Origin of the sequence: Shewanella fidelis ATCC BAA-318 (assembly GCF_000518605.1) — a bacterium.
Taxonomy (GTDB): domain Bacteria; phylum Pseudomonadota; class Gammaproteobacteria; order Enterobacterales; family Shewanellaceae; genus Shewanella; species Shewanella fidelis.
Genome location: NZ_KI912458.1, coordinates 485,402 through 508,952 on the forward strand (window position 1 = coordinate 485,402; position 23,551 = coordinate 508,952).

The following is a 23,551-nucleotide window of genomic DNA, read 5'->3' on the forward strand; positions in this document are numbered from 1 at the left end:
GTTACCCAGATCTACGACTTTTACGATGTTAATGGATAAATTTTGTGATTGAGAAAGATGTGCAAGCTGCGCCGCCTAAAGGAGCAGCATTAACCACTTGGTTAGATTTTTTATTGGCGATCCACCCAACTGAAATTGACATGGGGCTTGCTCGTGTATCAGCAGTCGCTGCGCGATTGGGATTAGACCATTTAGGTGATACCAAGGTGGTCACTGTAGCGGGAACCAACGGTAAAGGCACAACCTGCGCCATGATTGAAGCGGCTTTACGCTTATCAGGCCAAACGGTTGGGGTTTATAGCTCGCCGCATTTGCTCAATTACAATGAGCGAGTACGCATTAATGGTGTTGATGCAACAGATACGGCCTTGGTTGAAGCATTTGAAGCGATTGAGTTAGCCAGAGCTGAGATCTCTCTAACCTTTTTCGAGTATGCAACACTTGCAGGCTTGTATTTATTTAATGCTGCCAAACTTGACGTGGTATTACTTGAAGTGGGACTGGGTGGGCGTTTAGATGCCACTAACTTAATTGATGCCGATATCGCCGTTGTGACCTCTATCGACTTAGATCACCAAGAATATTTGGGCGATACTCGTGAGTTAGTTGCAGCAGAGAAAGCGGGAATATTTAGAGCGAATCGCCCAGCGATTGTCGGTGAAGCGGATTGTCCTGAGTCATTAATTCAAGTTGCTTACAACACTGGAGCGCTGCTTTACCGAGTAGGTAAGGACTTTAGTTATCAATGTAATGAGCACAACTGGCAGTACCTAGGTAAGCAATTTAATTTAAGCGAACTACCACTGCCATTTTTACCACAACCTAATGCGGCAACCGTTATTGCAGTGCTAGAGCATCTTTGTCCAAACATTTCAGCTGAGGTCGTTGCTAAAGCAATTGGTGAAACTCAGCTAGCTGGTCGATTAGAGCACCTGAGCCAGGCGCCTAAAGTGATTGTTGATGTTGCTCATAACCCTCATGCTGCACGTTATTTAAAGTCGCGTTTAGCGGCGATGCCTAAAGGACGGTTATTTGCACTTTGCGGTATGCTTAAAGATAAAGATATGCGCTCAGTGCTGCAAGAGCTTGCGACGGATGTAAATGATTGGTTCTTATGTGATCTTTCTGGTGAGCGCGGAGCATCAGCACAAGAGCTTAACGCGATGATGCCCCAAGGGGCAAAAACGCAATTATTTACTCAAATGCAAGATGCTTGGCAGGCAATTAAGGCTCAGTTACAAGCAGATGATATTGTTATTGTGTTTGGCTCGTTTTATACCGTAGCCGGTTTTAAAGATGTGTTTAAGGGGGAAGAGCTTGTCTAATCAATTTCAAAACCGCCTCGTTGGCGTCATTGTGATTGTTGCGTTGGGAGTGATTTTTTTACCTGATATTTTAGATGGTAAAAAACAACGAGAAGAAGAGCAATTTGCAGAAATTCCTTTAAGACCTGAGTTTGAACAAGCTGTTTCATCTGAGCAAGAGAGCTTACCGGAGCAAGAGGTTAATAGCTTAGATCTCGGTTCACAACAGCAAGCAGAATCAACGAGTGACGACTCTTGGCATATTGCTGACAACCCAGCTGATAACACAACTCAAACCAGCGCTAAAGTAACCGAAAATGCGCAAACCGTTAAGCAAGCAGATGTTAAGCCGCAACCTAAACCTGTGGCGAAAACAGAAGCCGCTTGGACGATTCAGTTGGGTAGTTTTAATAATGCTAGCAATGTTAAAGGGCTTGTTACTCGTCTACGAGAAAAGGGCTTTACTGCATATACATTGCCGACAAAACCTGTCGATGGACAGTTAACTAAAGTATTTGTGGGGCCAAATATCTCTAAAGATAAATTGAGCCGTATGCAGAACGATATCTATAAACTCACGGAGCTAAAAGGGCGGATTGTTGCCTATAATCCCGTGGAAAAATAGTAAATTGCGATTGTCTTTATCAGAGAAAAAGTTATTTCGTTACCAAAGGGTGAGAAATCACTCTGTCTCTGATAGAATCGCGCCGTCTCAACCTCTTTGTTGGATTATTTCTTAAATGGTTTGGATTGATTACGCCATCATTATCGTTATCGGACTATCAACTCTGATTAGTTTGGTTCGTGGTTTTGTAAAAGAAGCCATGTCTCTCGTTGTTTGGTTTGCCGCCTTTTTTATTGCAAGCCAGTTCTACTTAAAGCTCGCCGCACATTTGACTCAGATGCAGGACGAAATGGTACGTAATGGCGTCGCCATTGCTATCTTATTTGTTGCAACGTTGGTGCTTGGCGCATTAGTTAACTACTTAATTGGACAATTGGTTTCTAAAACTGGTTTGTCAGGCACAGATCGAGTTTTGGGCTTATGTTTTGGTGCGCTGAGAGGCGCACTAATTGTAAGTGCATTACTGTTTTTTATGGATGCTTTTACCGGAGCACCCAATACAGATTGGTGGCAGAGTTCTACGCTCGTGCCCGAATTTGGAGTTGTGATCCAGTGGTTTTTTGACTATTTGGAAAATACCTCAAGCTTTGTACCCAAAATATAAAATGCATTAAAGCATTACTTGGTCTTAATCGATTTTTATGATCGATTAAGACTATAAATATTAAATAATAGAACATCTTACAATGAGGAAACTCACCCATGTGTGGTATCGTCGGAATAGTAGGTCAGTCATCGGTTAACCAAACCATTTATGATGCGCTGACTGTGCTTCAGCATCGTGGACAGGATGCAGCAGGCATTGTGACAGTAGATGGCTATGCGTTTAGATTACGTAAAGCTAATGGTTTGGTTAAAGATGTTTTTGAGCCAAAACATATGCAACGTCTGCAAGGTAACTCAGGCATTGGTCATGTGCGTTACCCTACAGCAGGTAGCTCGAGTGCATCTGAGGCGCAACCGTTTTATGTTAACTCGCCTTTCGGTATTTCACTGGCGCACAATGGTAACTTAACCAATACGGTTGAGCTGCATGAGCGCCTTGTGAAGCAACGCCGTCATGTTAACACTACATCTGACTCAGAGGTGCTACTCAACCTACTAGCTGACGAGTTACAAAATACGACGACGCATAATTTGAGCGCTGACGACGTGTTTAATGCGGTAACGCAAGTGCATGAGCTAACGCGTGGTGCATACGCAGTTGTGGCGATGATTATTGGGCAAGGTCTAATTGCATTTAGAGATCCATTTGGTATTCGCCCATTGGTTCTTGGTAAGCATGAAACCGAGACTGGCACCGAATATATGGTTGCTTCAGAAAGCGTTGCACTCGATGCTGTTGGTTTTGAGTTTATGCGTGATGTGGCACCGGGTGAAGCTGTCTACATCACTCTTGATGGTGAGTTATTTACCCGTCAATGTGCTCATTCTCCAAGTTATGCGCCATGTATTTTTGAGTTTGTTTATTTTGCACGTCCAGACTCAACCATAGATAACATTTCTGTTTATAGCAGCCGTGTAAATATGGGAACAATGCTAGGTGAGAAGATAAAAAGAGAATGGGAAGATCACGATATCGATGTGGTCATTCCTATTCCTGAAACTTCATGTGATATAGCACTTGAGATTGCGCGTCATATGGATCTTCCATATCGCCAAGGTTTCGTGAAGAATCGTTATATCGGGCGTACCTTCATTATGCCGGGTCAGCAAGAACGTAAGAAGTCAGTTCGTCGTAAACTGAATGCGATTAATGCTGAGTTTAAAGGCAAGAACGTTTTGTTGGTAGACGACTCGATTGTACGCGGTACGACCTCTGAACAGATTATTGAGATGGCGCGCGAAGCGGGGGCAAATAAAGTGTATTTCGCTTCAGCGGCACCTGAGATCCGTTTCCCGAACGTCTATGGTATCGATATGCCAACGACTAATGAGCTAATTGCTCACGGCCGTGATGTTGAAGAGATCACCAAGCTAATCGGTGCAGATGGCATGATCTTCCAATCGCTAGAAGATCTTATCGAAGCGGTTCGTCAAGAAAACCCAGCGATTAAACGCTTCGAAACCTCAGTATTTGACGGCAAGTATGTAACCAACGATGTTAATCAAGAATATTTAGATTACATCACCCAGTTACGTAATGACGATGCCAAAGCGAATCGTAATAAAGATATTGGCACTAACTTAGAGATGCATAACGTCTGCCATCCATAAGTCAGTTTGCTCATTTGAGCGTAGAAAGCAAAAAGCCGAGCGTCAGCTCGGCTTTTTTAATTATAGTAAGTGCACCGCCCAAACTAACATCCAACTGCTAAATAAAAGCGTGCTGGGGAGTTTATCAAATCCATGGCCAATCTTTAGGCCAATGAGTGTGCTGATACAGGTTAATGGGATCACTAAACTGCTAAGCACCAGTGGTGTAGCCCCGTAAGTAAGATGCACTAGAGGCGACAGAGTTAATAACCAAGCTGTGACCAGCAAAAAGTGAAATAGCATCAGTTTATCTAGCCTAACTCCATGCTGACTTAAGGTTGCAAGCATCTTGATCCCTCCTTGTTAAGATAAAGCAATTAAACTTTAATTGATAATCATTCTCAATAAAATTTACATTGTTTGAACAAGCTGCAGCGATTGCTCAGCAAATTTACTGTAACAGTTTGCTTTTGTTTGCACCCTTAGCGACTTCAGGGTAGAGTTACTGTTAATTTATACAGTAATCTTTTTTTATTATTAATGATCTTATATATTGCTGAAAAACCAAGCCTGGGTAGGGCGATAGCCGATGTGCTGCCAAAACCACTGCAGAAGGGGGATGGTTTTATTCGTGCAGCGAATGGCGACTGTGTGTCTTGGTGTGTCGGGCATTTACTTGAACAAGCTGAGCCGGATGCCTATTCACCTGAGTACAAGTCATGGAAATTTGAGCATCTACCAATTGTACCCGATGCTTGGAAGATGAAGCCTAAATATAAGATGCGCGGTCAAATAGCAGTGCTAAGAGGCTTAGTTAAAGAAGCAAGCCAGTTGGTAAATGCGGGCGACCCAGATAGAGAAGGCCAGCTGTTAGTTGATGAAATCATTGCTCATTTAGGCGTTAAAGGCGCTAAATTGCAGAATGCTCAGCGATTACTTATTAGTGATTTAAATCCACAAGCAGTAAAAAGAGCGCTAGGTCAATTACGCTTAAATAAAGAGTTTGTACCGCTATCTACCTCAGCGTTGGCACGCTCTCGTGCCGACTGGTTATATGGCATGAATATGACCCGAGCCTATACCATCCAAGGGCGTAAAGTCGGCTATCAAGGCGTATTATCAGTAGGCCGAGTGCAAACCCCTGTACTTGGACTAGTCGTGCGTCGAGACGCTGAAATAGCCGACTTTGTGTCTAAACCTTTTTATGAGGTGTTGGCACATTTAGTCACTGATGAGCAGCAACGCTTTAGTGCAAAATGGCAACCAAGTGAAGCTTGCCAGCCTTATATGGATGAAGAGGGTAGAGTGCTAGCCAAGGGGCTAGCACAAAATGTGGTTGGACGAATTAGTGGTCAAAATGGCACTGTTACTAAGGTCACTGCCCAAGATAAAAAGCAGAATGCGCCGTTACCCTATAGCTTGTCTGCGCTGCAGATTGATGCAGCTAAGCGTTTTGGAATGAGCGCAAAAGCGGTACTCGATACCTGTCAGTCATTGTATGAAAAACATAAACTGATCACTTATCCCCGCTCAGATAGTCGTTATTTACCGGTTGAGCAACATAGCTTAGCCCCAAGTGTTGTACGTGCGGTTATCAGTGGGGCAAGCGAGTTAATAGCGGGCTGCGATGAACCAAATACCAAGCTTAAATCTAAAGCATGGAATGATAAAAAAGTGGATGCGCACCATGCCATTGTACCAACTGAAAAAACAGCTAATTTAGCGAGTCTGACTCAGGCAGAAAAACAGCTTTATCTGCAAATTGCTCGGCAATACTTGATGCAGTTTTATCCTGCGTATCTATATAAAGAGACTCAAGTGGAGATCATTATCGCAGGTGGCTTATTTAAAACTAAAGCAAAACAAGAAGTTGCTTTAGGTTGGAAGCAGCTATTAAAGCAGAGTAAAGAGAAAACAAATAGCAATGATGGCAAAAACGATGATGACGAGCATCTAGCTAATATTCCACCACTTAAAAAGGGGCAAGTGCTGCTTTGTGAGCGTGGCGAATTAGTCGAAAAGCAAACCCAACCACCAAAACACTTTACAGACGCGACACTGTTAAGTGCGATGACGGGGATTAGCCGTTATGTGACCGACCCCGAGATAAGAAAAATCCTCAAAGATACGGATGGATTAGGTACAGAGGCGACCCGGGCAGGCATCATTGAATTATTGTTTAAGCGTAGTTATTTAAGTCGTCAAGGTAAGTCAATCTTGGCGACTGACGTGGGCAAAGGCTTGATCAATAGTTTACCGCAAAGTGCGACCACACCAGATATGACGGCATTGTGGGAGAATAACCTTGATGCTATTAGCCGAAAAGAGGCAAAGTATCAAAACTTTATGCAGCCATTGATTAGTTCAATCCACGCTTTAATTGAACAAGCCGGCGCGCAGTTGCCAACATCGTTGCAAGGGGTTAAGTCACCCGATGCAGGATTTAAAAAGCGCCGCTTCAGCGCCAAAAAAGGGGCTGCTAAAAGTCAATCTGCTGCAGCTAAAACTAGCGCTAGTAAACCTCGTTCAAGAAAGGCCACCGCAAGCAAGCGGACATCATCTTAATTGCCGAAACCATATTTATTAACTTAGACGGGCAAAAGGGATTTCGTTATTGCTGATGAACATTGCCCGTTTAGAGTGGTGATACGTTGGCCTTTAGTACTGTTAGCAAGGTTTGATAGCGCGCAGGTAGCTGACGGTTACGCTTATTGACCAAATAGAGTTGCTCAGTCACTTTTTGTGGCGCTTGATGTAAAGTGAGCGCTTGCTTGTGAATAAAGCTGTCGAAAGCGCTTTTTGGCAGTACGGTAAAGCCAATGCCTTGGGATACCGGTAATAGAATTTGGCTGAGCTGATTGACATAACTTGCGGTGGGTAATTTGTCGATATTGATCTCGGCTAATTCGGCTACGCCACATTGGTCAAAGTAGAGTGATAAGTAATGAGCTGAATCTGGGTGTTTTACAACGCCGCACTCCATCAATGTCTGTGCAGTAATGGTTTGGCCTTCAAAGCGCTTTGGCAGAATAAGGCATAGATACTCACAGCCCAATTGTTCAGTATTAAACTCACAGGCATTAGGTTTATGAGTAACAATACCTAGGTCAATGCTTGCTTCGGTTATATCTTTTAGCACTTTACTATTGGGCGCAGCTTCTAAGTGAATCGATAGATTAGGGTGTTGCTGCTGTAGCTTGAGAAACTCTGGGTAATACAATAAAGCCAAAGAACCTGAGCATGCTAAACGGCATTGTCCTGAATAGGGATCATCAAAGCCTAAACTTTCTAATAGCTTGGCTTCATGTTGGGCGATATCCAAGGCATATTGATAAACTTGTCTCCCTTGCTCGGTGATTTCAAATTGCTTGTTGATACGTTTGATCAGCGGATGACCACAAGCTTGCTCTAACTTCTTTATTTGCTGACTAACACCGGGCTGAGTCATGTACAATTTTTCAGCTGTTTGGGTGAAATGTCCAACTTCGATCAGTGTTTTAAAGGTATTGAGCCAAGTAGGGTTAAGCATGTTACGGCCTTACTGTGATCTGAGATTTACTAAGATGCACAAGAATTGAATTAAGCTGATAAGTTAAATAATAATTTACCATTATTGAAATGAGAAGTATTGATAAGTTTAACCCTACAAATAGACGATAATAGTGACAAGTTGATCTATTTATGGTGTAGATTTAGCGGGTTGATTTTAGAGATTAAAATGATGAATATTGAATTTAGCAGCGGCCAATTAGCCCCACAATTACAAGCACAGCTAAGCGCTGGGTTTGAATCTCATAGTCAGCAACAATTGGCACCTGCGTATGAGCAGCAGCGACTCAATTGGACTGTGCAAGATGAGCATGGCAACCTTGTTGCTGCCTTAACTGCTGAGCTGCTTTGGCAGTGGTTATATATTGATGAGCTTTGGGTTGTTGACCGTTGCCGTGGCAGCGGTATGGGAAGGCAGCTGATGCAGCAAGCAGAGCTATACGCGGTGAGCGAAAAACTGTCCGGTTTATGGCTGTGGACTCAAAGCTGGCAAGCGCCTGAGTTTTATCAGCGTTTAGGCTTTGAGGAGTTTACTCGTTTTGATAATTTTCCAGCTGGACATAGCCGCTTAGGCTTACGCAAATATATTAAGGTTTGAGTCTGCATTCGGCTCTGTATCATTTTGACTAAGCAAAGGATTTGAGATGAAATATGTTCCAGCTATGGTATTAGGCTTGTTGGCGGTGGGCCTATCTAGCGTTGCTTTTAGCTTTGCTGCGAGTTATTCGCCACTATTGAGTTATTTAATTGCGGTGGATGGGAATAGTCATTGCTATTGTAATGATATATCTAGTGTTTAAGCTAATTAATAATAAACAAGCCACTGTAAACAGTGGCTTGTAAATTTTCATTACAGCAGGACTTAGCTAATCAGTTAGTCGGTTTCAAGTAAGTTAGTAATGGCTCTTGAAATCAGATCTTTTTTCATCTTTGTGGGTGTCACATTTTGGTTAAACCAAAAGCTCATCGGCTGGTCAAAACCAATACCATGCATATAGTTATAAATGGCTTTACGCAGACCTTCACCGAGCATTTCATGATCTGTACCTGTTGGATCAATAAAGTTAACGTCGTTTTCAGCAAATAAGATCTCTGGTTGCTCTTCAAGGGTGATGCCGAACTGCTCAGGGTTGATTCCTATAGGACTGTGCACCGTTGCAACAAAGCGATGCCAGTAAGCGGATTGGAAGCAACCTTGCTGCATCATTTGACGCACCATCTCGAGTGAGTCCACCGTTTCTTGCTCGGTTTGTGTAGGGAAGCCATACATTAAGTAAGCATGTACCAAAATACCTGCATCACTAAAGGCTTTGGTCACTTGCGCTACACGCTCGACACTGACGCCTTTTTTCATCAGTTTAAGTAAGCGGTCTGAGGCAACTTCAAGGCCGCCACTGACGGCAATACAGCCTGAATCTGCTAATAATTGACAGCGGGCTTTACTGAATGTTCGCTCAAAGCGAATATTGCCCCACCAACTAATGACCACGCCACGTTCGATAAGCCGTTTCGCCATGGTAAACAGTAGCTTTGGCGGTAGGGCTTCATCCACAAAATGAAAGCCTGTTTCGCCAGTTTCTTCGATAAGTTGTTCAATTCTATCTACCAGTACATCGGCACTAGCAGAATCAAAACGATCGATATAGTCGAGACTCACATCGCAAAAGCTGCACTTGCGCCAGTAACAGCCGTGGGCAATGGTGAGTTTATTCCAGCGGCCATCGCTCCAAATACGATGCATAGGGTTGAGCATTTCACACAATGACAAGTATTCGTCTAGTGGTAGGCCATCATAGATAGGCGCACCGACATCAGCTTGCGGAATATCGTGAAGCTCAGCATTTTCATTAAAATGTACGTAGGCGTTACCACTTTCATCTTCTGCAAGAAAGTAGGTTCTGACTAAATCGTCTACTTCACGTTGACCTTGAAAATACTCCAACAAGGTCAGCAGTGGTCGCTCACCATCGTCTAGACAAATGAAATCGACAAACTCAAATACACGTGGATCTTTTAATGCACGTAGCTCGGTATTAATAAATCCGCCGCCCATAACAATAGGCAGTTCTGGATTAATCGCTTTGCAGGTTTGTGCAATCCTAAGTGCGCCAAGCATATTGCCGGGGAAAGGCACAGTTAACGCCACCACACTTGGTTGAGTTTCTTCAAGGTACTGCTCAACCAGTTGCTCTAAAATTTCTGAGCTAAAACTTGGCTCATCCATCAGCGTGTCGTAGAGGTTATCAAAGCTAGGGTTGGCGGCTGCTAACTGTTCGCCGTAACGACTGACTTCAAAATAGGGGTCAACACCTTGCGTGATAACAGTTGATAGATCATTAATAAACAAGGTTGCCAAATACTTAGCTTTATCTTGCACGCCAAGATTGCCAAAGGCAGCTTGCAATACATCACCAGATACGGCTTCCATTTGGGCGATGGCATCAAATGCAGGCCCTTCAGGCAAAAAGCGTCGCGAATTAATACGCATCGCAAGACTAGGATCCTTGCCTTGTAAAAAGCGAATCGCAGGTTCGACTGTTAGTTGATAGCGGTCAAATTCGGCTAGAAAGTTAAAAATGGCATCAGGGAGTTCATCATCTTCAAAATGCTCAAAATTATGTTCTACATGTTGACGAATAATCTCTAGCGCTGGCGCTGTCATCATCTCTAAAAACAGTTCTATTGCAGGATCACGTTGCACCGCCTCATAGCCGCGAGCGCGTAAAAAGCCCGTTAAATACGCTGTTGCCGGATAGGGCGTATTCAGCTGGGTCATAGGTGGAGTCATCAAAAGAACGGTCATAGCCTGCCTTAATAAGTAAACCTTGAGACTCAGTTGCAAGTCATTTTCAAGCACTGAGAGCGGCAATCAGTTATGGCCGCAGAAAATTAGCCCGGATTCTAGCAAATGTCAGTGATAAAAACCCGAAAATTAGCGGCGAGTAAAATTGTCGCCTAGGCAAGAGCGATGAGTATTGCTTGTGGAGCGATGGTATAACTTGGGATAGGCCATTTGTTTGTGTCAGCGAATTTTATATTGGTTGCTGGTGGGATCATATTCATAGCCACCGGCGGCAAGTTTTTGCTCTAGCAGCTCACTATTAATGTCGAGATCATAAAATAACGCGGCTTTATCTTTGCAATTTAGACGTAACTGCTCATTGGCAATACCAAGCAAGATCTCTACAGGCAGTGAACTGAGATTATCAATATGCATAAAGCCTCCATAATGTCGCTTTGATTAGCATGACGTTAGTGAATATAGCTAAAGTATGTGCGCTGTATGACGAAATCGCCAGTCATAAGCACGGCTTACGATTGATTAGCAAGAGGGAAAGGTCGCGTTTTTATCGGCGTAAAAAAAAGCAAGTCTTGGTTAAGACTTGCTAAAGTGATACAGGTGAGGAACAGATTACATAATGTCCTATTAAGCTTAAGCCTTTATTAATTAACGCAGCTTTTCCCCACGATTAATTGCAATTAATCTATCCAAAATATGTTCGCCATCCATACGAATACCATTGTGTTCATACTCCGATGTAAGCCAGTATTTTAGACTGCCTACTTGTGCAGCGGTTTCTAAGCTATATTGCATTTCTACAAACATATCTTCGCTGTAAATTGCAGCGCAAACAGGCACCTGATTTTGTGCTAGTTTGTTGACATCATAAAGCATCGGCCAGTCTTGCTTGTGTGCAAGTTGCTCCGCAGTCTGCTTAAGTGGCTTTAAGTTAGTAAACTGCTCAAACATCCATGGGTACACCATTTCACCGGTGAATAGGAATGGCTTGCCAGCTTGGTAGTTAAACTCAGGATAAGTCTCTCTCACTCTATGGGCTGCCCAGTTTGATGCGCTATTTTGGCAGTAAATTGATTCATGCAGTAACGCAAAAATTGGGTTGGTATTAAAGTCCAGTAGATGGCAGAAGTGCGCCAAAAATAGTGGGTTAACTTGGGTGCCAGAAGGTGTTTCTATTAATGCTTGTTCAATCAGGTAATAGACACTCTCAGGGCCTTGTTCCATGCCGATATTGATCCCCAGCAATTGCAACATTTCAACCGTTAAGCGCTCGCCAGTTGCTAATTGAACAGGGTGATTCTCGATATGCTCCGCAAGAGAGGTAAGTAAGTCTTGTGCATCGCTAAAGCGATTGAAAAAGTGTTGGTTTTTAGCTAAAACTCGCTTGTAAGTCGCTTGGTAGACCTCATCTGCGTGGCGAGTTAATGACGGTATACCACCAGTAATATAGGCTTCAGCTAGTCCCTCGGGTGCATCATTTAAGTATTTTAATACACAAAAGCCGCCAAAACTTTGCCCTAGAATTGTCCATTTTTGGCCATGGGTGAGTTGCTGGCGAATGGCTTCGGCGTCACGAATAATATTGTCGGCGCGAAAATGGCTCAAATATTGAGTCTGCTCATCACTTGTCAGGTGCGACAAGCTGGCAAAATTCACTGGTGTTGACAGCCCGGTACCGCGTTGGTCGAGCAATAATACTCGGTATTCTTGCAGAGCACGTTTTATCCAACCCCCATTGGCGGCAGGCCGCACTGCACCGAAACCTGGGCCACCTTGGAAAAATACAATAAAAGGTAAGTCTTTATCTAGGGTATCAGGGCTTGATAGCTCACGCGCAAATATGGTGATTTTTTCGCCATCAGGCTGCTCATAGTTTAAAGGCAGATCGAAATAGTGTTTACGGGCAACTATACCTGCGAAAGTAAGCTCAGCTAAACAAGTTGAGTTCATGGTCATGACCTTATAATTATGCTCGAATAATGTTCTAATCGATGAAAGTCTAATGGATAACCACCCAAAAATTCATCAAGATAATGGGTAAGCTGCGTTGATTGTATACCAAAAGATGATGGTTTTATGAAGATTGTGTGTATGGAAACAAAATGCCACGAACTGAAGACCTAATAGTAAAAAATATAATGCAGTTTTTGTGAGCGATAGGACAAATTATCCCAATAATAGATAGTGGAATTGGCCAACATAACGTACTCTTTAGCCATTCACAGCAAAAAGTAGCCTTAGGTGTTTATCGATGAAGTATCAGCTAATACCCGTCACCCCATTTCAGCAAAATTGTAGTTTAATTTGGTGTTCGCAAACCATGAAAGCGGCTGTTGTCGATCCCGGTGGCAACATTGAACGTATTTTGGAAGAAGTCGCTAAAAACAATGTGGTGGTCGAAAAGGTATTGCTAACTCATGGCCACATAGATCACGTGGGCGGTGCCGCAGCACTTGCAGCGCAACTAAATGTTCCTATTGTTGGTCCACATAAAGCTGATGACTACTGGCTAGAGAGTTTACCGAAGCAGAGTCAGCATTTTGGTTTTGTGCATTGTGATGCTTTTGCGCCAACTCAGTATTTAGAAGAGGGCGATGAGGTAACTGTTGGTGAACAAGTATTAAAGGTTTTACATTGCCCCGGCCACACTCCCGGCCATGTCGTCTTTTTTGCTGAATCGAGTAAAACTGCATGGGTAGGTGACGTGCTATTTAGAGGCTCAATTGGCCGCACAGACTTTCCATTGTCAAATCATCAAGATTTAATTGAGTCAATAACCCAAAAACTATGGCCATTGGGTAAAGATGTTCAATTTATTCCAGGCCATGGACCATTATCTACTTTTGGTGACGAACGGATGCAGAACCCGTTTGTTGCCGATCAACTTTTTGGATAGTTAACGAGAGTAGTTTAATACCAGAGCAGTCATATTGAGAAAGCGCCTTTATGGCGCTTTTTTGTTACCTAACTAGCCGCTTTTGAAATTACAAAGTAACTACTTGTAGGTATTTTTACTACAAAATAGTGCTTTTTGTGCGATTAATCGCCATTTAAATGCAGTATTTGGTTCTAGATCGTGTTTTTTTACTGATAAAAAAGGTAGTTTAGCTGGCCTCAATTTAACTCGCTGTCAAATTCGTTACCGAGTAGTCAGTGGGTTGAGCGCTATGTAAAAGAGGTGAGCTATGGAACATCGTTGGCAAATTGCAATATCAGCAGGATTACTTGCTGGTGTTTGGGCTGGTGTAGCCGATGCATTTCAATTAGTAACTTGGATCGGTTTTTTAAGTTGTAGCACGTTTTTTGCGCAAACCCATTCCGGCTTAAAAGGCATGTTGATGGCTATGAGTACCAATTTATCGGGTGTTTTTTGGGGCTGGTTGATTATCTCAGGTAGTAGTTTCTTTGTGTCGCCAATGTTTGGCTATATCTTTACCGCTATTGCGACCTCTGCCATGTGTTTGCAAGCAAGCTACCAGAAGCTGGCATTTATTCCCGGTGCGTTCATTGGCTGTTGTATCACCTTTGCGATGGCAGCTGACATTGCTGCGATTATTCCGCCTTTATTGATTGGCGCAGTGCTGGGGTACAGTATGAGTCTATTAACAGGGCAACTGATCAATTTAACTAATAAGTTTCAAGGTGCTGTGACCGAGCAAGCTGCTGATAATAGTTAGTTGTATATGATTAGATAAATAATTAAAAAAATGCCAGCAATGATTGCTGGCATTTTTTGTGGTACCTAAGATTAGCTAAAGCTGCTCCAAATGGGCGCGTGATCTGAAGGTTTTTCAATGCCACGAAGATCGTAGTCAACATCAGACTCAACTAAACGCTTTGCTAAAGATTGAGTTGCTAGTACCACGTCGATACGCAGACCGCGATTGTCATCAAAGCCTTTACTGCGGTAATCAAACCACGAATAACGATCTGTGCGAGTAGGGTGTAGCTCACGGAATGTGTCGACTAGCCCCCAATCCATTAAGGTTTTTAGCCACTCACGCTCTTCTGGTTGGAAACTACATTTACCGGTTTTTAGCCAGCGCTTGGCGTTAGGCTCACCAATGCCGATATCCAGATCGATAGGAGAGATGTTGATGTCACCTATGATAGCGATATCTTCATCAGCGCTATGGTACTCGTTTAAGTACAGCATCAGATCTTTGTAGAACTTACGTTTTGCAGGATACTTAGTTTCGTGACTGATGTTATCGCCTTGAGGGAAGTAACCATTCAGTACAGTCAGTGGGCGGCCATTGTCTTGGGTAAAGGTGCCCATAATCATACGGCGCTGCGCATCTTCTTCATCCGTTGGGAAGCCTTTTTGCAGCTTAACAGGCTCAAGTTTTGACAGCATTGCCACACCATAATGGGCTTTACCACCGTGGTAATGTACTTTGTAGCCCATGGCTTCAACATCAGCAACAGGAAAAGCTTCATCATGTACTTTAGTTTCTTGTAAACCAATAATATCAGGTTGATGGCTGTCAATTAGTGCTTGTAGTTGGTGTAGCCTTGCTCTTAATCCATTGATATTGAATGAAACAATTTTCATTAAACGATCCTTCTATTAAGGTAAAACCAGTTTATAAGGTTTTACGATCACGCTTTCATATACGCCAGCCGCGATATAAGGGTCTGCATCTGCCCAGCATTGTGCATCTTCTAACGACGCAAAGTCGGCAACAACGAGTGAGCCTGTGAAACCAGCTTCTCCTGGGTTTTCACTATCAATTGCAGGGTGAGGGCCAGCGATGAGTAGACGGCCTTCATCCGCTAAAAGCTGTAGGCGTGCTAAATGGTCAGCACGAACAGATAGGCGTTTTTCCAAGCTATTTTCAACATCTTGCGATGAAATCATATACCACATTATTTGAGTTCCTTACGATCTTCTTCAGACATATTCTTAAATAAATACACAACAGTGAGCACTGTATTAATCAGGGTGAGGGCTGTTAGGCCGAATACTTTAAAATTGACCCAAGTTTGTTGCGATAAGCTAAATGCCACATAGATGTTCACTAGGCCGCAGACAACAAAAAAGCTTACCCAGTACCAGGTGACACGTGCCCATATTTTATCAGCAACAACTAAGTCTTTGCCTAACATGTTTTTTAAAATCGGCTTATTCATCATTTGGCTTACCCCGAGTGCGATAGCAAATAGGGCATACACTATGGTTACTTTCCACTTAATAAATGAATCATCGTGAAGCACAAGGGTTAATGTGCCAAATACTGCCACCATGATAAAAGTGATTAGGTGCATTTTTTCAATTTTTTTATACAGCATATAGCTGATAACAAGTTGCAATGCGGTGGCTGCGATTAATGCGCCGCTGGCAATATAGATATCGAAAAACTTATAGACGGCGAAGAAAATGATAAGAGGCAGAAAATCGAGCAACTGTTTCATAGGAGACTATTCAGTTTTTAAATCAAAAGTGCGACCGAGTGTAGCACGCAAGCTTATAGGGAAAAAGTGCAAGCCCATTGTTCACTAGAGGTTATGCGCAAGCGTTATCAATTCTGATAAAGCGTTAAAGAATAGATCGTGTTGGGTGAATTTTTTACACCGACACTAAGCTAATTTCGGGGTGACTTTTAATGAAGAAGTTGTAGGAGTACTTCAAATGCATATCCCTTATTTTTGTATTGTCATTATTACGTGACATTAAGATTTGAAACCAATGGGTTGTTTAAGTTTTAAGCAGATTTGATTCGGTGTAGGTTATCAAGGGTATTAAATCAATGGAGGAAATACAGTGAATAAAATCAACATTGAACAGAAGTTTAGTTTGTTTTCTGAGTTATGGTCTCCAAAAGTTATAGCAGAATCAAATGAACAGCTTGTAAAAATAGCTAAAGGTCATGGCGAGTTAGTTTGGCATAAACATGATAATGAAGATGAATTGTTCTTGGTATTTAAGGGGCAATTAATACTGCAGATGAGAGAGACGGAAATAGTGCTTAATCCTGGAGAAATGTATGTTGTGCCTAAAGGGGTTGAACATTGTCCCAAAGCGACCGAAGAGACGCATTTCTTAATGGTAGAACCTAAATCAACGGCACATACTGGAAGTGTTGTCAGCGAATTAACAGTGGATACTGTTGACCAAGCTTGGATCTAACCTGTGGACTGAAAAAACACAGCAGTATTAGGTTTACTAGGGCGTTATTAGCTAAGAAGCTATCTGGAGTTGCTATTGCAAAGGCAGTGATGTTAGCTGTCAGGCCTAATCAACAATGACAGCTAATAATGTAATACTCGCTTCGCTAGGGGCCTAAACTGGTTAAGTAAAACCAGCTAGACGTTAATAATTTAATACTAACTAGCTTGTACTCATTTCAAGTAAAAGCCCCTGAATTTAAGCCAAAATTACAGTGCCTTTAAGCCTTGGTAGTTTTGGCTTAAGTTTGCCATTTCAACCGAAGGCACAATCACTTTATCTTCAAGCAGCAGATCAGCAACGCTTTGATCGAAAGAGCGGTAATGAAGTTTAGTTTCCACACTGTAATCCGTTACGCCAGCAGGTAGAGTAAATGGATACTTAACCGTTTTAGAGCCTTTTGCTGGGATGGTGTTTTCTACCGAGAAGCTCGCCACTTTCCATGGCTTATGCTCAGACTTACCGTGTACGTCAACCGCTGTATCTTGGAATACAACTGTGCCTGCAGGTAGTGCGTTATCAGCGGTTAATGTACCTGAACGTAATAGCTCGTTGCCATTGTTATCACGAACAATCACTTCTAACCAGATTTGGCGAATGAAGGTCAAGCTAGTTGGTAAGTCATGACCTGCGCGGCGGTTAAATACCGTTACTTCAAGTACTGGCGCGCTGGCAGAGCCTGTCACTGTTGCCTCAAGTGCAGCAGCTGATTTCAAACGTTTAACTGCTTCGTCTGCATGTGCTTGGCCGTTTTTAACACCTAGCAGTGGCGCGATAACGGCGTTTCCGCCAACAAAGCCATGATCATGCACTAAAGAACGTACTGGGCCGCCACGAGCTGCTTTGCCACCTAAGCGGTGATCTGCAAGCTTTTTCGCTGGTAGCATTTCATCAGCAACACGCATTGCAGTTTCAACTGGCACCATGTGGCAGTCTTGACACTGAATATCTGCTTTAGCGTAGTCAGACTTTTTCCACTCGTCATAGGTGTGCTCTAGGGCAAAATTATCATGCACTGGGTTAAATACGTTATGACAGTTGGCACAGAACTCTGATTTAGTGTGTAGCTCTGAATACTCTGCTTTATGGCCACGAGGTTTAGCGTCATCAAATGGGCCGCGTTTCACTTTGTCGTTGGCAATTTCTAATGAAGCATTACCGTGCTCACCCATAGCCGTATGCTGCATATTTGTGTCTACTACACTATGGCACACTTCACATGAGACACCTTGGTTAGCAATGGCTTGAGTTGTAAATCCGCCAAACTTGCCAGACTCTGATTTAAATTCAACCGTTTGTGTAACAGTACCTAGTACCGTGTGGCAGCCGCCACAAAGGTTTTTCGCTGCACCATTGGTCTCTTTTTCTCCCATAGCCCACTCAGCTTGAAACACAGGGTCGATAAAGGCGATTGAATGCATTGATCCTTGCCAGCCGTTCCATTGGCGAGGGTGACAACCTTTACAGGTGTTGGAGTCGCGCCATTGTTTTAGTTCTGGTTTTTTATCACCTTCAACACTTAGGTATGACGGTGCAAAATCCATCTGTTTTTCGGCGTGAGCTAGCATAGGCATAGCGCATAACAGCGCTAACGCTAGGTATGTTTTTTTCATTTGGTTGTTCTTATCCAATAACTAACTAAATTAGGTGAAGCGCAATCTAAGTCATTGATTTAGATTGGCAGATGTCAGCCTAGTCAGGCGCGAGCATGGTAATCAAATCGGCGCAATAGGTCTGCAAGCTAGAGCACATAAAGTTGTTGAATTAGCTTAAATTTATTGAGCTTAGTCATGAAATTGAATAAATGTGCGCAATTGACTACCCGACAAGGTGAATTCTTGGTAGGAGAGGTTGAAGATGTAAATTAAAAGCATATTTATTAATGGTTTAGGTTTAATCAATAGCGGTTAACTCATCGGCTGTTTTCTATCCTCGCAAGCCAAATTTAGATTTAATAATTAAAAAGCGGATTAAAATCACCTTTACAGGCTAAACTCAAGTATCATACGCCCATGAAAGATGAAAATAATACAGATGTAAGCTTGGTTGACTTACACAGCCATACCACTGCATCAGATGGTCAACTGTCCCCTTCAGAACTCGTAGAGCGTGCGATATCCAAAGGCGTGCAGATGTTTGCTATAACCGATCATGACACCATTGACGGTTTAAAAGAGGCGCATCAGTTTAATCAACAGCATGACACTCCTTTAGAGCTGATTAACGGGGTTGAGATTTCTACCCGCTGGAATAATTTTGATATTCATATCGTTGCGCTCAATATTGATATCGATAATGTCGAGTTAGCCGCATTTTTAGTTAACCAACGTGAGTTACGATCAAGTCGAGCAAAAGAGATTGGTGAGCGTTTAGCCAAAGCTGGCATTGAAGGTGCGTATGAAGGCGCTAAAGCCTACGCTGGCAATGCGGCGATCAGTCGTGGTCACTACGCACGCTGGCTTGCTGAAAAAGGTTATGCCACTACCACAGCCAATGTCTTTAAAAAGTATTTGGCGCGCTGCAAAACCGGTTATGTACCTAATAATTGGGGAGATATGGCTAGTGCAATAGCCGTTGTGCATCAAGCTGGTGGTGTTGCAGTGTTAGCGCACCCCAGTGGCTATAAACTCTCCGCTAAATGGCTTAAGCGTTTGGTTCGCGAATTTAAAGAGGCCGGCGGCGATGCCATGGAGGTGGTGTTGGGTCAGCAAACCATCGATGACCGTAATAACCTGATCTCGCTCAGTATTAATAATGACCTAACGTGTTCGTTGGGTAGTGATTTTCATTTTCCAGGTAGCTGGATTGAGATCGGAAAAAATATGTACCAACCCCAAGGTGTGAATTGGGTTTGGCAATCAGAAAAATGGAAGGTAGCACAATGAGTCAATTCTTTTATATGCATGAGGAAAACCCTCAAGCGCGCTTAATTAGTCAAGCTGTGAATGTCATTAAAAGCGGTGGTGTCATTGTTTATCCAACGGATTCAGGTTATGCCCTTGGTTGTTTAATTGGTGACAAAGATGCGATGAGCAAAATTGCTCGCATTAGACAAATTGACAACGATCATAATTTTTCTTTGATGTGTCGTGATCAGTCTGAATTAGCGAATTACGCCCGTGTCGATAACCAAGCTTATCGTTTGTTAAAGCAAAATACGCCGGGACCGTACACGTTTATTTTTAAAGCATCGAAAGAAGTACCAAAACGACTACAAAATTCAAAGAAGAAAACCATAGGTATTCGTGTGCCAGACAATGTCATTGCACTGGCTTTGCTTGAAGCTTTGGGTGAGCCACTAATGTCGACCAGTTTGATTTTGCCGGGGCAAGAATTCACTGAGTCAGATCCTGAGCATATTCGCGATATTCTTGAGCACCAAGTGGATCTTATTATTCATGGCGGTTATTTAGGTGAAAAGCCAACGACTGTCGTTGATTTATCTGATGACACGATTGAAGTTATCCGTGAAGGTGCAGGTGACGTAACACCTTTCTTATAAATCTTGGTCGCTGCGATGTCATTGTCAGCTTTAATCGCTGGCAATTTACAGGTATAATCGCGCGTTTGCGAAAATAGAGGGTGTTACGGATGGAGGGCGTTCAACAAAAATTGCCTTTAGCCGTGGTTCGGGGTGAGCCTTTTAAGGTGATGCCGAAAGACCTTTTTATTCCGCCAGAGGCATTGGAAGTCTTTCTTGAGTCTTTTGAAGGCCCATTGGATCTTTTACTGTATTTAATCCGTAAACAAAAGCTTGATGTTGTTGATTTACCGATTTTTTCTATTACTCAACAGTATTTAGAGTACGTCAATTTGCTGCAAGGCGCTAAGGTCGAGCTTGCAGCAGATTACTTAGTGATGGCGGCAACATTGGCTGAGATTAAGTCACGGTTGTTACTACCTAAGCCAGATGTTGAGCATGAAGATGAAGAAGATCCACGGGCACAGTTGATCCGTCAGCTTAAAGCCTATGAAGTGATTAAAGATGCACAGGAGAAACTTGATGAGTTGCCGCGAATGGAGCGAGATCTGTTTCAAGCTCGAGCGATACCAGCAGCAAACATCAAGCCAGAATTACTTCCACCAGAGGTTTCTCTGACCGAGATTGCTCGGGCATTTTCATCAGTTTTAAAGCGTGTTGAGGCCACTGAAAGCCACCATGTTGTTCGTGAAGTGTTGTCAACTCGTGAACGTATGGCACAGATCTTAGCTAAGCTCAATGCTGAGACTTACTTGCCATTTGAGGCTCTGTTCGATTTCGAAGAAGGGCGAAGTGGTGTGGTAGTGAGCTTTTTGGCGTTAATGGAATTAGTGAAAGAGTTATTGGTTGAGCTAGTACAAGCTGAGCCGTTTTCAACGATACATGTTAGGGCCTATTAAGTTGTCGCAGATAAATCCAGATCAGCTTAAGCAGTTAATTGAAGCTAGCTTATTTGTGCTAGCTAAACCTATGACAGTAAAAGCATTAAAAGAAACGGTATTAGCCAACTTTAATGTGTCTAGGGTAAAAATTAAGGCGTGTATTGAAGAGTTACAACTCGATTATGAAAATCGAGGTGTACAATTAGTAAAAGTGGCAGGGGGCTATCGTTTTCAGACATTGGCTGAACTCAGTCCATTTTTACAACCGTTATGGCAAGAAAAGGCGCCTAAATATTCGCGGGCGACTTTAGAAACATTGGCGGTCATCGCATATCGTCAACCTGTTACTCGTGGTGACATTGAGTTTGTGCGCGGTGTGGCAATTAGCAGCCATATAATAAAAAGTTTAAACGATAGAAATTGGATCAAAGTGGTTGGTCATAAAGAAGTGCCGGGAAGACCCGCTCTTTATGCAACGACTACCGATTTTTTAGCTTATTTCGGCTTAGATAGTATTGCGGATCTACCGCCTTTATCTGATGCTGAATCATTAGCTGCACTGTTTTCAACGGAAAAGAGTGTCAGCGAAAAAACAGAAGAGTCTACTAATGAGTGAAAAATTGCAGAAAGTCTTGGCCCGTGCAGGCCATGGCTCCCGTCGTGAGATGGAGGCATGGATTGCTGCAGGTCGAGTTAGTGTTGACGGCGAAATTGCAAGCCTAGGCGATCGCGTTGAAACTGACGCAAAAATTCGTATTGATGGTCGTGCCGTTTCAATTCGTTCTGAAGAAGATGTGGTATGTCGTGTTATTGCATACCATAAGCCTGAAGGTGAAATTTGTAGTCGCAAAGATCCTGAAGGACGTCCAACGGTATTTGACCGTTTACCAAAAACACGTGACTCACGTTGGGTTGCGGTAGGGCGTTTAGATATTAACACCTCTGGTTTATTGTTGTTTACCTCTGATGGTGAATTAGCAAACCGTTTAATGCACCCATCAAACGAAGTTGAGCGTGAATACGCTGTACGTACGTTTGGTGAAGTGACCGATGCTTGTATTCAACGTTTACGCATGGGCGTAACGTTGGAAGACGGTCCAGCACACTTTGATAAAGTCAAAGCTGCTGGTGGCGAAGGCATGAATAAATGGTGGCATGTTAGCTTAGCTGAAGGCCGTAACCGTGAAGTTCGTCGTTTATGGGAATCTCAAGAGGTACAGGTTAGCCGCTTGATCCGTATTCGTTACGGTATGATTGAGTTACCAAAGTCACTACCACGTGGTGGTTGGATTGAATTACCAATCGAAGAAGTGAACTACTTGCGTAAAACGGCAGGTATGGCGGAAGAAACCCGTTCACTACTTGGTACCGACAAACACAGCGTGGCTCGTGCTAAAGTTCGTAGCGCTAAAATCAAGCGTGCAGTACATAAGCATAAAGTTGCTACAGGTAAGGCTAAGCCAACGCGTCAGCGTAGCTAATCTTGCTTACAAACATAAAAAGGCCGCTATTTTAGCGGCCTTTTTGTTATCTTTTATGACTTGGTCATTACTGCGCGTTTAATTGCTGACCATTTACCTCTTTTGAATCGTCACCCATCAAATACAGATAGGTCGCCATAATCTCTTCAGGCGCTTTTAGGGTTTGTGGGTTTTCAGCTGGATAAGCATTAGCACGCATGCCAGTACGAGTCGCGCCTGGGTTAATGCTATTAACGCGAATAACGCTGCCTTCATATTCGTGAGCTAGCGACTGCATCATGCCTTCAGTCGCAAACTTTGAAATGGCATACTCGCCCCAGTATGCACGGCCTTGGCGGCCAACACTGCTTGAAGTAAATAGCAGTGATGCGCTTTCAGACTTACGCATGATAGGTAACATAGCTTTGGTCAGCATGATCTCAGCAACCAAGTTCACTTGGAGTACATCATTTACCGTGCTCATGGTAATGTGCTCGAACGGCCCTAATACGCCAAGCAAGCTAGCGTTGTGTAGTAGGCCATCAAGTTTACCGAACTGTTCGTCAATGGTTTCGGCCATGTCTTGGTAATTTTGTTCGGTAGCACCTTTCAAGTCGAGCGGCACAATAGCAGGTGTTGGGTAGCCGGCTTGCTCAATTAGGTCATAAACTGCTTCTAGTTTTTTTACTGTTTTGCCTAATAAGATCACCGTGGCGCCATGTTTCGCAAATGCTATCGCGGCTGCTTTACCTATGCCGTCGCCAGCACCGGTTACCAAGATAGTCTTGTTTTTTAGTAAATCTTTTGCTGCTTGATATTCCAACATGAGTTAATACTTCCTCAGAGCTCAAACGCCCGTCACTTCTAGAATCGCTGATATGTTAAACAGCTGTTTTAAACAAACGATTAATTTTTATGCGTTCAATTCACACTTGGTTGTGACAAAAATGTAGCTAAGTCAATAATTTTACGTTAACTTGAACTTAGCTAAGGACTAACAATAAGTCCTATTGGTATACATTGTTGACTATTGTGACCAATTTCTTAGAGAAAACAAAACTATTACAACAAGATTTGGGGAAAAAA

At 43.0% G+C, this 23,551-nt stretch carries 24 protein-coding genes; 14 read left to right on the forward strand and 10 right to left on the reverse strand.

Annotated features, from left to right (window positions below; all coding sequences use genetic code 11):
- Positions 1–59: 59 nt before the first annotated feature.
- The 4 genes from folC to purF all read left to right on the forward strand — a co-directional run bounded on the left by folC (position 60) and on the right by purF (position 4,146).
- Positions 60–1,325 carry a bifunctional tetrahydrofolate synthase/dihydrofolate synthase gene (gene folC / locus L884_RS0115625; protein WP_028768372.1) on the forward strand — a complete coding sequence of 422 codons (1,266 nt, stop codon included), beginning with the start codon at positions 60–62 and terminating at the stop codon, positions 1,323–1,325.
- Positions 1,318–1,929 carry an SPOR domain-containing protein gene (locus L884_RS0115630; RefSeq protein WP_028768373.1) on the forward strand — a complete coding sequence of 204 codons (612 nt, stop codon included), beginning with the start codon at positions 1,318–1,320 and terminating at the stop codon, positions 1,927–1,929. The genes folC and L884_RS0115630 overlap by 8 nt, the downstream gene beginning before the upstream one ends.
- A gap of 115 nt (positions 1,930–2,044) precedes the next feature.
- On the forward strand, positions 2,045–2,533 hold the full coding sequence (locus tag L884_RS0115635) for a CvpA family protein (protein WP_028768374.1): 489 nt from the start codon (positions 2,045–2,047) through the stop codon (positions 2,531–2,533).
- A gap of 98 nt (positions 2,534–2,631) precedes the next feature.
- On the forward strand, positions 2,632–4,146 hold the full coding sequence (gene purF, locus L884_RS0115640; RefSeq protein WP_028768375.1) for an amidophosphoribosyltransferase: 1,515 nt from the start codon (positions 2,632–2,634) through the stop codon (positions 4,144–4,146).
- Between the two features lie 60 nt (positions 4,147–4,206).
- Here purF and L884_RS0115645 read toward each other — a convergent pair whose 3' ends face one another.
- A complete protein-coding gene (locus tag L884_RS0115645; RefSeq protein ID WP_028768376.1) occupies positions 4,207–4,473 on the reverse strand; it encodes a hypothetical protein in 267 nt (88 codons plus the stop codon).
- Positions 4,474–4,665: 192 nt separating this feature from the next.
- On the opposite strand from L884_RS0115645, the gene L884_RS0115650 reads away from it, so the two are divergent.
- A complete protein-coding gene (locus L884_RS0115650) occupies positions 4,666–6,690 on the forward strand; it encodes a DNA topoisomerase III (protein WP_028768377.1) in 2,025 nt (674 codons plus the stop codon).
- A 70-nt stretch (positions 6,691–6,760) separates the two neighbouring features.
- Here L884_RS0115650 and L884_RS0115655 read toward each other — a convergent pair whose 3' ends face one another.
- Positions 6,761–7,654: a LysR family transcriptional regulator gene (locus L884_RS0115655; RefSeq protein ID WP_028768378.1), complete on the reverse strand. Its 894-nt coding sequence runs from the start codon at positions 7,652–7,654 to the stop codon at positions 6,761–6,763.
- A gap of 189 nt (positions 7,655–7,843) precedes the next feature.
- Between L884_RS0115655 and L884_RS0115660 the strand changes: the two genes are divergently transcribed.
- Positions 7,844–8,272, forward strand: coding sequence for a GNAT family N-acetyltransferase (locus L884_RS0115660; RefSeq protein ID WP_028768379.1), 429 nt, complete (start codon positions 7,844–7,846; stop codon positions 8,270–8,272).
- 276 nt (positions 8,273–8,548) lie between these two features.
- Here L884_RS0115660 and L884_RS0115670 read toward each other — a convergent pair whose 3' ends face one another.
- From L884_RS0115670 to L884_RS0115680, 3 genes are all read right to left on the reverse strand, one after another.
- Entirely contained in the window at positions 8,549–10,477 is a 1,929-nt protein-coding gene (locus L884_RS0115670; RefSeq protein ID WP_028768380.1) for a B12-binding domain-containing radical SAM protein, read from the reverse strand.
- Between the two features lie 219 nt (positions 10,478–10,696).
- Positions 10,697–10,891 (reverse strand): DUF4250 domain-containing protein, encoded by a 195-nt coding sequence (locus L884_RS0115675; RefSeq protein ID WP_028768381.1) that lies wholly within the window; start codon positions 10,889–10,891, stop codon positions 10,697–10,699.
- 231 nt (positions 10,892–11,122) lie between these two features.
- A complete protein-coding gene (locus L884_RS0115680) occupies positions 11,123–12,424 on the reverse strand; it encodes an alpha/beta fold hydrolase (protein ID WP_028768382.1) in 1,302 nt (433 codons plus the stop codon).
- Between the two features lie 301 nt (positions 12,425–12,725).
- Between L884_RS0115680 and L884_RS0115685 the strand changes: the two genes are divergently transcribed.
- A complete protein-coding gene (locus L884_RS0115685) occupies positions 12,726–13,370 on the forward strand; it encodes an MBL fold metallo-hydrolase (RefSeq protein ID WP_028768383.1) in 645 nt (214 codons plus the stop codon).
- A gap of 289 nt (positions 13,371–13,659) precedes the next feature.
- Positions 13,660–14,151, forward strand: coding sequence for a DUF1097 domain-containing protein (locus tag L884_RS0115690; protein WP_028768384.1), 492 nt, complete (start codon positions 13,660–13,662; stop codon positions 14,149–14,151).
- 71 nt (positions 14,152–14,222) lie between these two features.
- Here the strand turns inward: L884_RS0115690 and xthA are convergent, their stop codons facing one another.
- From xthA to L884_RS0115705, 3 genes are read right to left on the reverse strand one after another with little or no spacing between them, the layout of a single operon-like run.
- Entirely contained in the window at positions 14,223–15,029 is an 807-nt protein-coding gene (xthA, locus tag L884_RS0115695; RefSeq protein WP_028768385.1) for an exodeoxyribonuclease III, read from the reverse strand.
- 15 nt (positions 15,030–15,044) lie between these two features.
- Positions 15,045–15,344 (reverse strand): YciI family protein, encoded by a 300-nt coding sequence (locus tag L884_RS0115700; protein WP_028768386.1) that lies wholly within the window; start codon positions 15,342–15,344, stop codon positions 15,045–15,047.
- Positions 15,344–15,889 carry a septation protein A gene (locus L884_RS0115705; RefSeq protein WP_028768387.1) on the reverse strand — a complete coding sequence of 182 codons (546 nt, stop codon included), beginning with the start codon at positions 15,887–15,889 and terminating at the stop codon, positions 15,344–15,346. The genes L884_RS0115700 and L884_RS0115705 overlap by 1 nt, the downstream gene beginning before the upstream one ends.
- 349 nt (positions 15,890–16,238) lie before the next feature.
- On the opposite strand from L884_RS0115705, the gene L884_RS0115710 reads away from it, so the two are divergent.
- Entirely contained in the window at positions 16,239–16,604 is a 366-nt protein-coding gene (locus L884_RS0115710; protein ID WP_028768388.1) for a cupin domain-containing protein, read from the forward strand.
- A gap of 248 nt (positions 16,605–16,852) precedes the next feature.
- Here the strand turns inward: L884_RS0115710 and L884_RS0115715 are convergent, their stop codons facing one another.
- Positions 16,853–18,256, reverse strand: coding sequence for a multiheme c-type cytochrome (locus L884_RS0115715; protein ID WP_028768389.1), 1,404 nt, complete (start codon positions 18,254–18,256; stop codon positions 16,853–16,855).
- 399 nt (positions 18,257–18,655) lie between these two features.
- Here L884_RS0115715 and rnm point away from each other — a divergent pair, with 399 nt between their 5' ends.
- The 5 genes from rnm (at position 18,656) to rluB (ending at position 22,486) form a co-directional block, all read left to right on the forward strand.
- Positions 18,656–19,528: an RNase RNM gene (gene rnm, locus L884_RS0115720; RefSeq protein ID WP_028768390.1), complete on the forward strand. Its 873-nt coding sequence runs from the start codon at positions 18,656–18,658 to the stop codon at positions 19,526–19,528.
- On the forward strand, positions 19,525–20,145 hold the full coding sequence (locus L884_RS0115725) for an L-threonylcarbamoyladenylate synthase (RefSeq protein WP_028768391.1): 621 nt from the start codon (positions 19,525–19,527) through the stop codon (positions 20,143–20,145). The genes rnm and L884_RS0115725 overlap by 4 nt, the downstream gene beginning before the upstream one ends.
- Before the next feature lie 89 nt (positions 20,146–20,234).
- The gene (locus tag L884_RS0115730; RefSeq protein WP_028768392.1) at positions 20,235–21,023 is read left to right on the forward strand and encodes a segregation and condensation protein A; all 789 of its coding nucleotides are present in this window, start codon (positions 20,235–20,237) and stop codon (positions 21,021–21,023) included.
- Positions 21,007–21,621 carry an SMC-Scp complex subunit ScpB gene (scpB, locus tag L884_RS0115735; protein WP_037411017.1) on the forward strand — a complete coding sequence of 205 codons (615 nt, stop codon included), beginning with the start codon at positions 21,007–21,009 and terminating at the stop codon, positions 21,619–21,621. The genes L884_RS0115730 and scpB overlap by 17 nt, the downstream gene beginning before the upstream one ends.
- Positions 21,614–22,486: a 23S rRNA pseudouridine(2605) synthase RluB gene (rluB, locus tag L884_RS0115740; protein WP_028768394.1), complete on the forward strand. Its 873-nt coding sequence runs from the start codon at positions 21,614–21,616 to the stop codon at positions 22,484–22,486. Before scpB ends, rluB begins: the two co-directional genes overlap by 8 nt.
- Before the next feature lie 67 nt (positions 22,487–22,553).
- Here the strand turns inward: rluB and L884_RS0115745 are convergent, their stop codons facing one another.
- Positions 22,554–23,291 (reverse strand): YciK family oxidoreductase, encoded by a 738-nt coding sequence (locus tag L884_RS0115745; RefSeq protein WP_028768395.1) that lies wholly within the window; start codon positions 23,289–23,291, stop codon positions 22,554–22,556.
- Positions 23,292–23,551 lie beyond the last annotated feature (260 nt).

Coding starts and splice junctions, on each gene's coding strand:
- L884_RS0115745 (WP_028768395.1), bottom strand. CDS start 23,291: ATGTTGGAATATCAAGCAGCAAAAGATTTACTAAAAAACAAGACTATC.
- purF (WP_028768375.1), top strand. CDS start 2,632: ATGTGTGGTATCGTCGGAATAGTAGGTCAGTCATCGGTTAACCAAACC.
- L884_RS0115655 (WP_028768378.1), bottom strand. CDS start 7,654: ATGCTTAACCCTACTTGGCTCAATACCTTTAAAACACTGATCGAAGTT.
- L884_RS0115705 (WP_028768387.1), bottom strand. CDS start 15,889: ATGAAACAGTTGCTCGATTTTCTGCCTCTTATCATTTTCTTCGCCGTC.
- xthA (WP_028768385.1), bottom strand. CDS start 15,029: ATGAAAATTGTTTCATTCAATATCAATGGATTAAGAGCAAGGCTACAC.
- L884_RS0115645 (WP_028768376.1), bottom strand. CDS start 4,473: ATGCTTGCAACCTTAAGTCAGCATGGAGTTAGGCTAGATAAACTGATG.
- L884_RS0115690 (WP_028768384.1), top strand. CDS start 13,660: ATGGAACATCGTTGGCAAATTGCAATATCAGCAGGATTACTTGCTGGT.
- scpB (WP_037411017.1), top strand. CDS start 21,007: ATGTTAGGGCCTATTAAGTTGTCGCAGATAAATCCAGATCAGCTTAAG.
- rluB (WP_028768394.1), top strand. CDS start 21,614: ATGAGTGAAAAATTGCAGAAAGTCTTGGCCCGTGCAGGCCATGGCTCC.
- L884_RS0115725 (WP_028768391.1), top strand. CDS start 19,525: ATGAGTCAATTCTTTTATATGCATGAGGAAAACCCTCAAGCGCGCTTA.
- L884_RS0115715 (WP_028768389.1), bottom strand. CDS start 18,256: ATGAAAAAAACATACCTAGCGTTAGCGCTGTTATGCGCTATGCCTATG.
- L884_RS0115680 (WP_028768382.1), bottom strand. CDS start 12,424: ATGAACTCAACTTGTTTAGCTGAGCTTACTTTCGCAGGTATAGTTGCC.
- L884_RS0115635 (WP_028768374.1), top strand. CDS start 2,045: ATGGTTTGGATTGATTACGCCATCATTATCGTTATCGGACTATCAACT.
- L884_RS0115675 (WP_028768381.1), bottom strand. CDS start 10,891: ATGCATATTGATAATCTCAGTTCACTGCCTGTAGAGATCTTGCTTGGT.
- L884_RS0115660 (WP_028768379.1), top strand. CDS start 7,844: ATGATGAATATTGAATTTAGCAGCGGCCAATTAGCCCCACAATTACAA.
- rnm (WP_028768390.1), top strand. CDS start 18,656: ATGAAAGATGAAAATAATACAGATGTAAGCTTGGTTGACTTACACAGC.
- L884_RS0115670 (WP_028768380.1), bottom strand. CDS start 10,477: ATGACCGTTCTTTTGATGACTCCACCTATGACCCAGCTGAATACGCCC.
- L884_RS0115730 (WP_028768392.1), top strand. CDS start 20,235: ATGGAGGGCGTTCAACAAAAATTGCCTTTAGCCGTGGTTCGGGGTGAG.
- L884_RS0115685 (WP_028768383.1), top strand. CDS start 12,726: ATGAAGTATCAGCTAATACCCGTCACCCCATTTCAGCAAAATTGTAGT.
- L884_RS0115700 (WP_028768386.1), bottom strand. CDS start 15,344: ATGTGGTATATGATTTCATCGCAAGATGTTGAAAATAGCTTGGAAAAA.
- L884_RS0115650 (WP_028768377.1), top strand. CDS start 4,666: ATGATCTTATATATTGCTGAAAAACCAAGCCTGGGTAGGGCGATAGCC.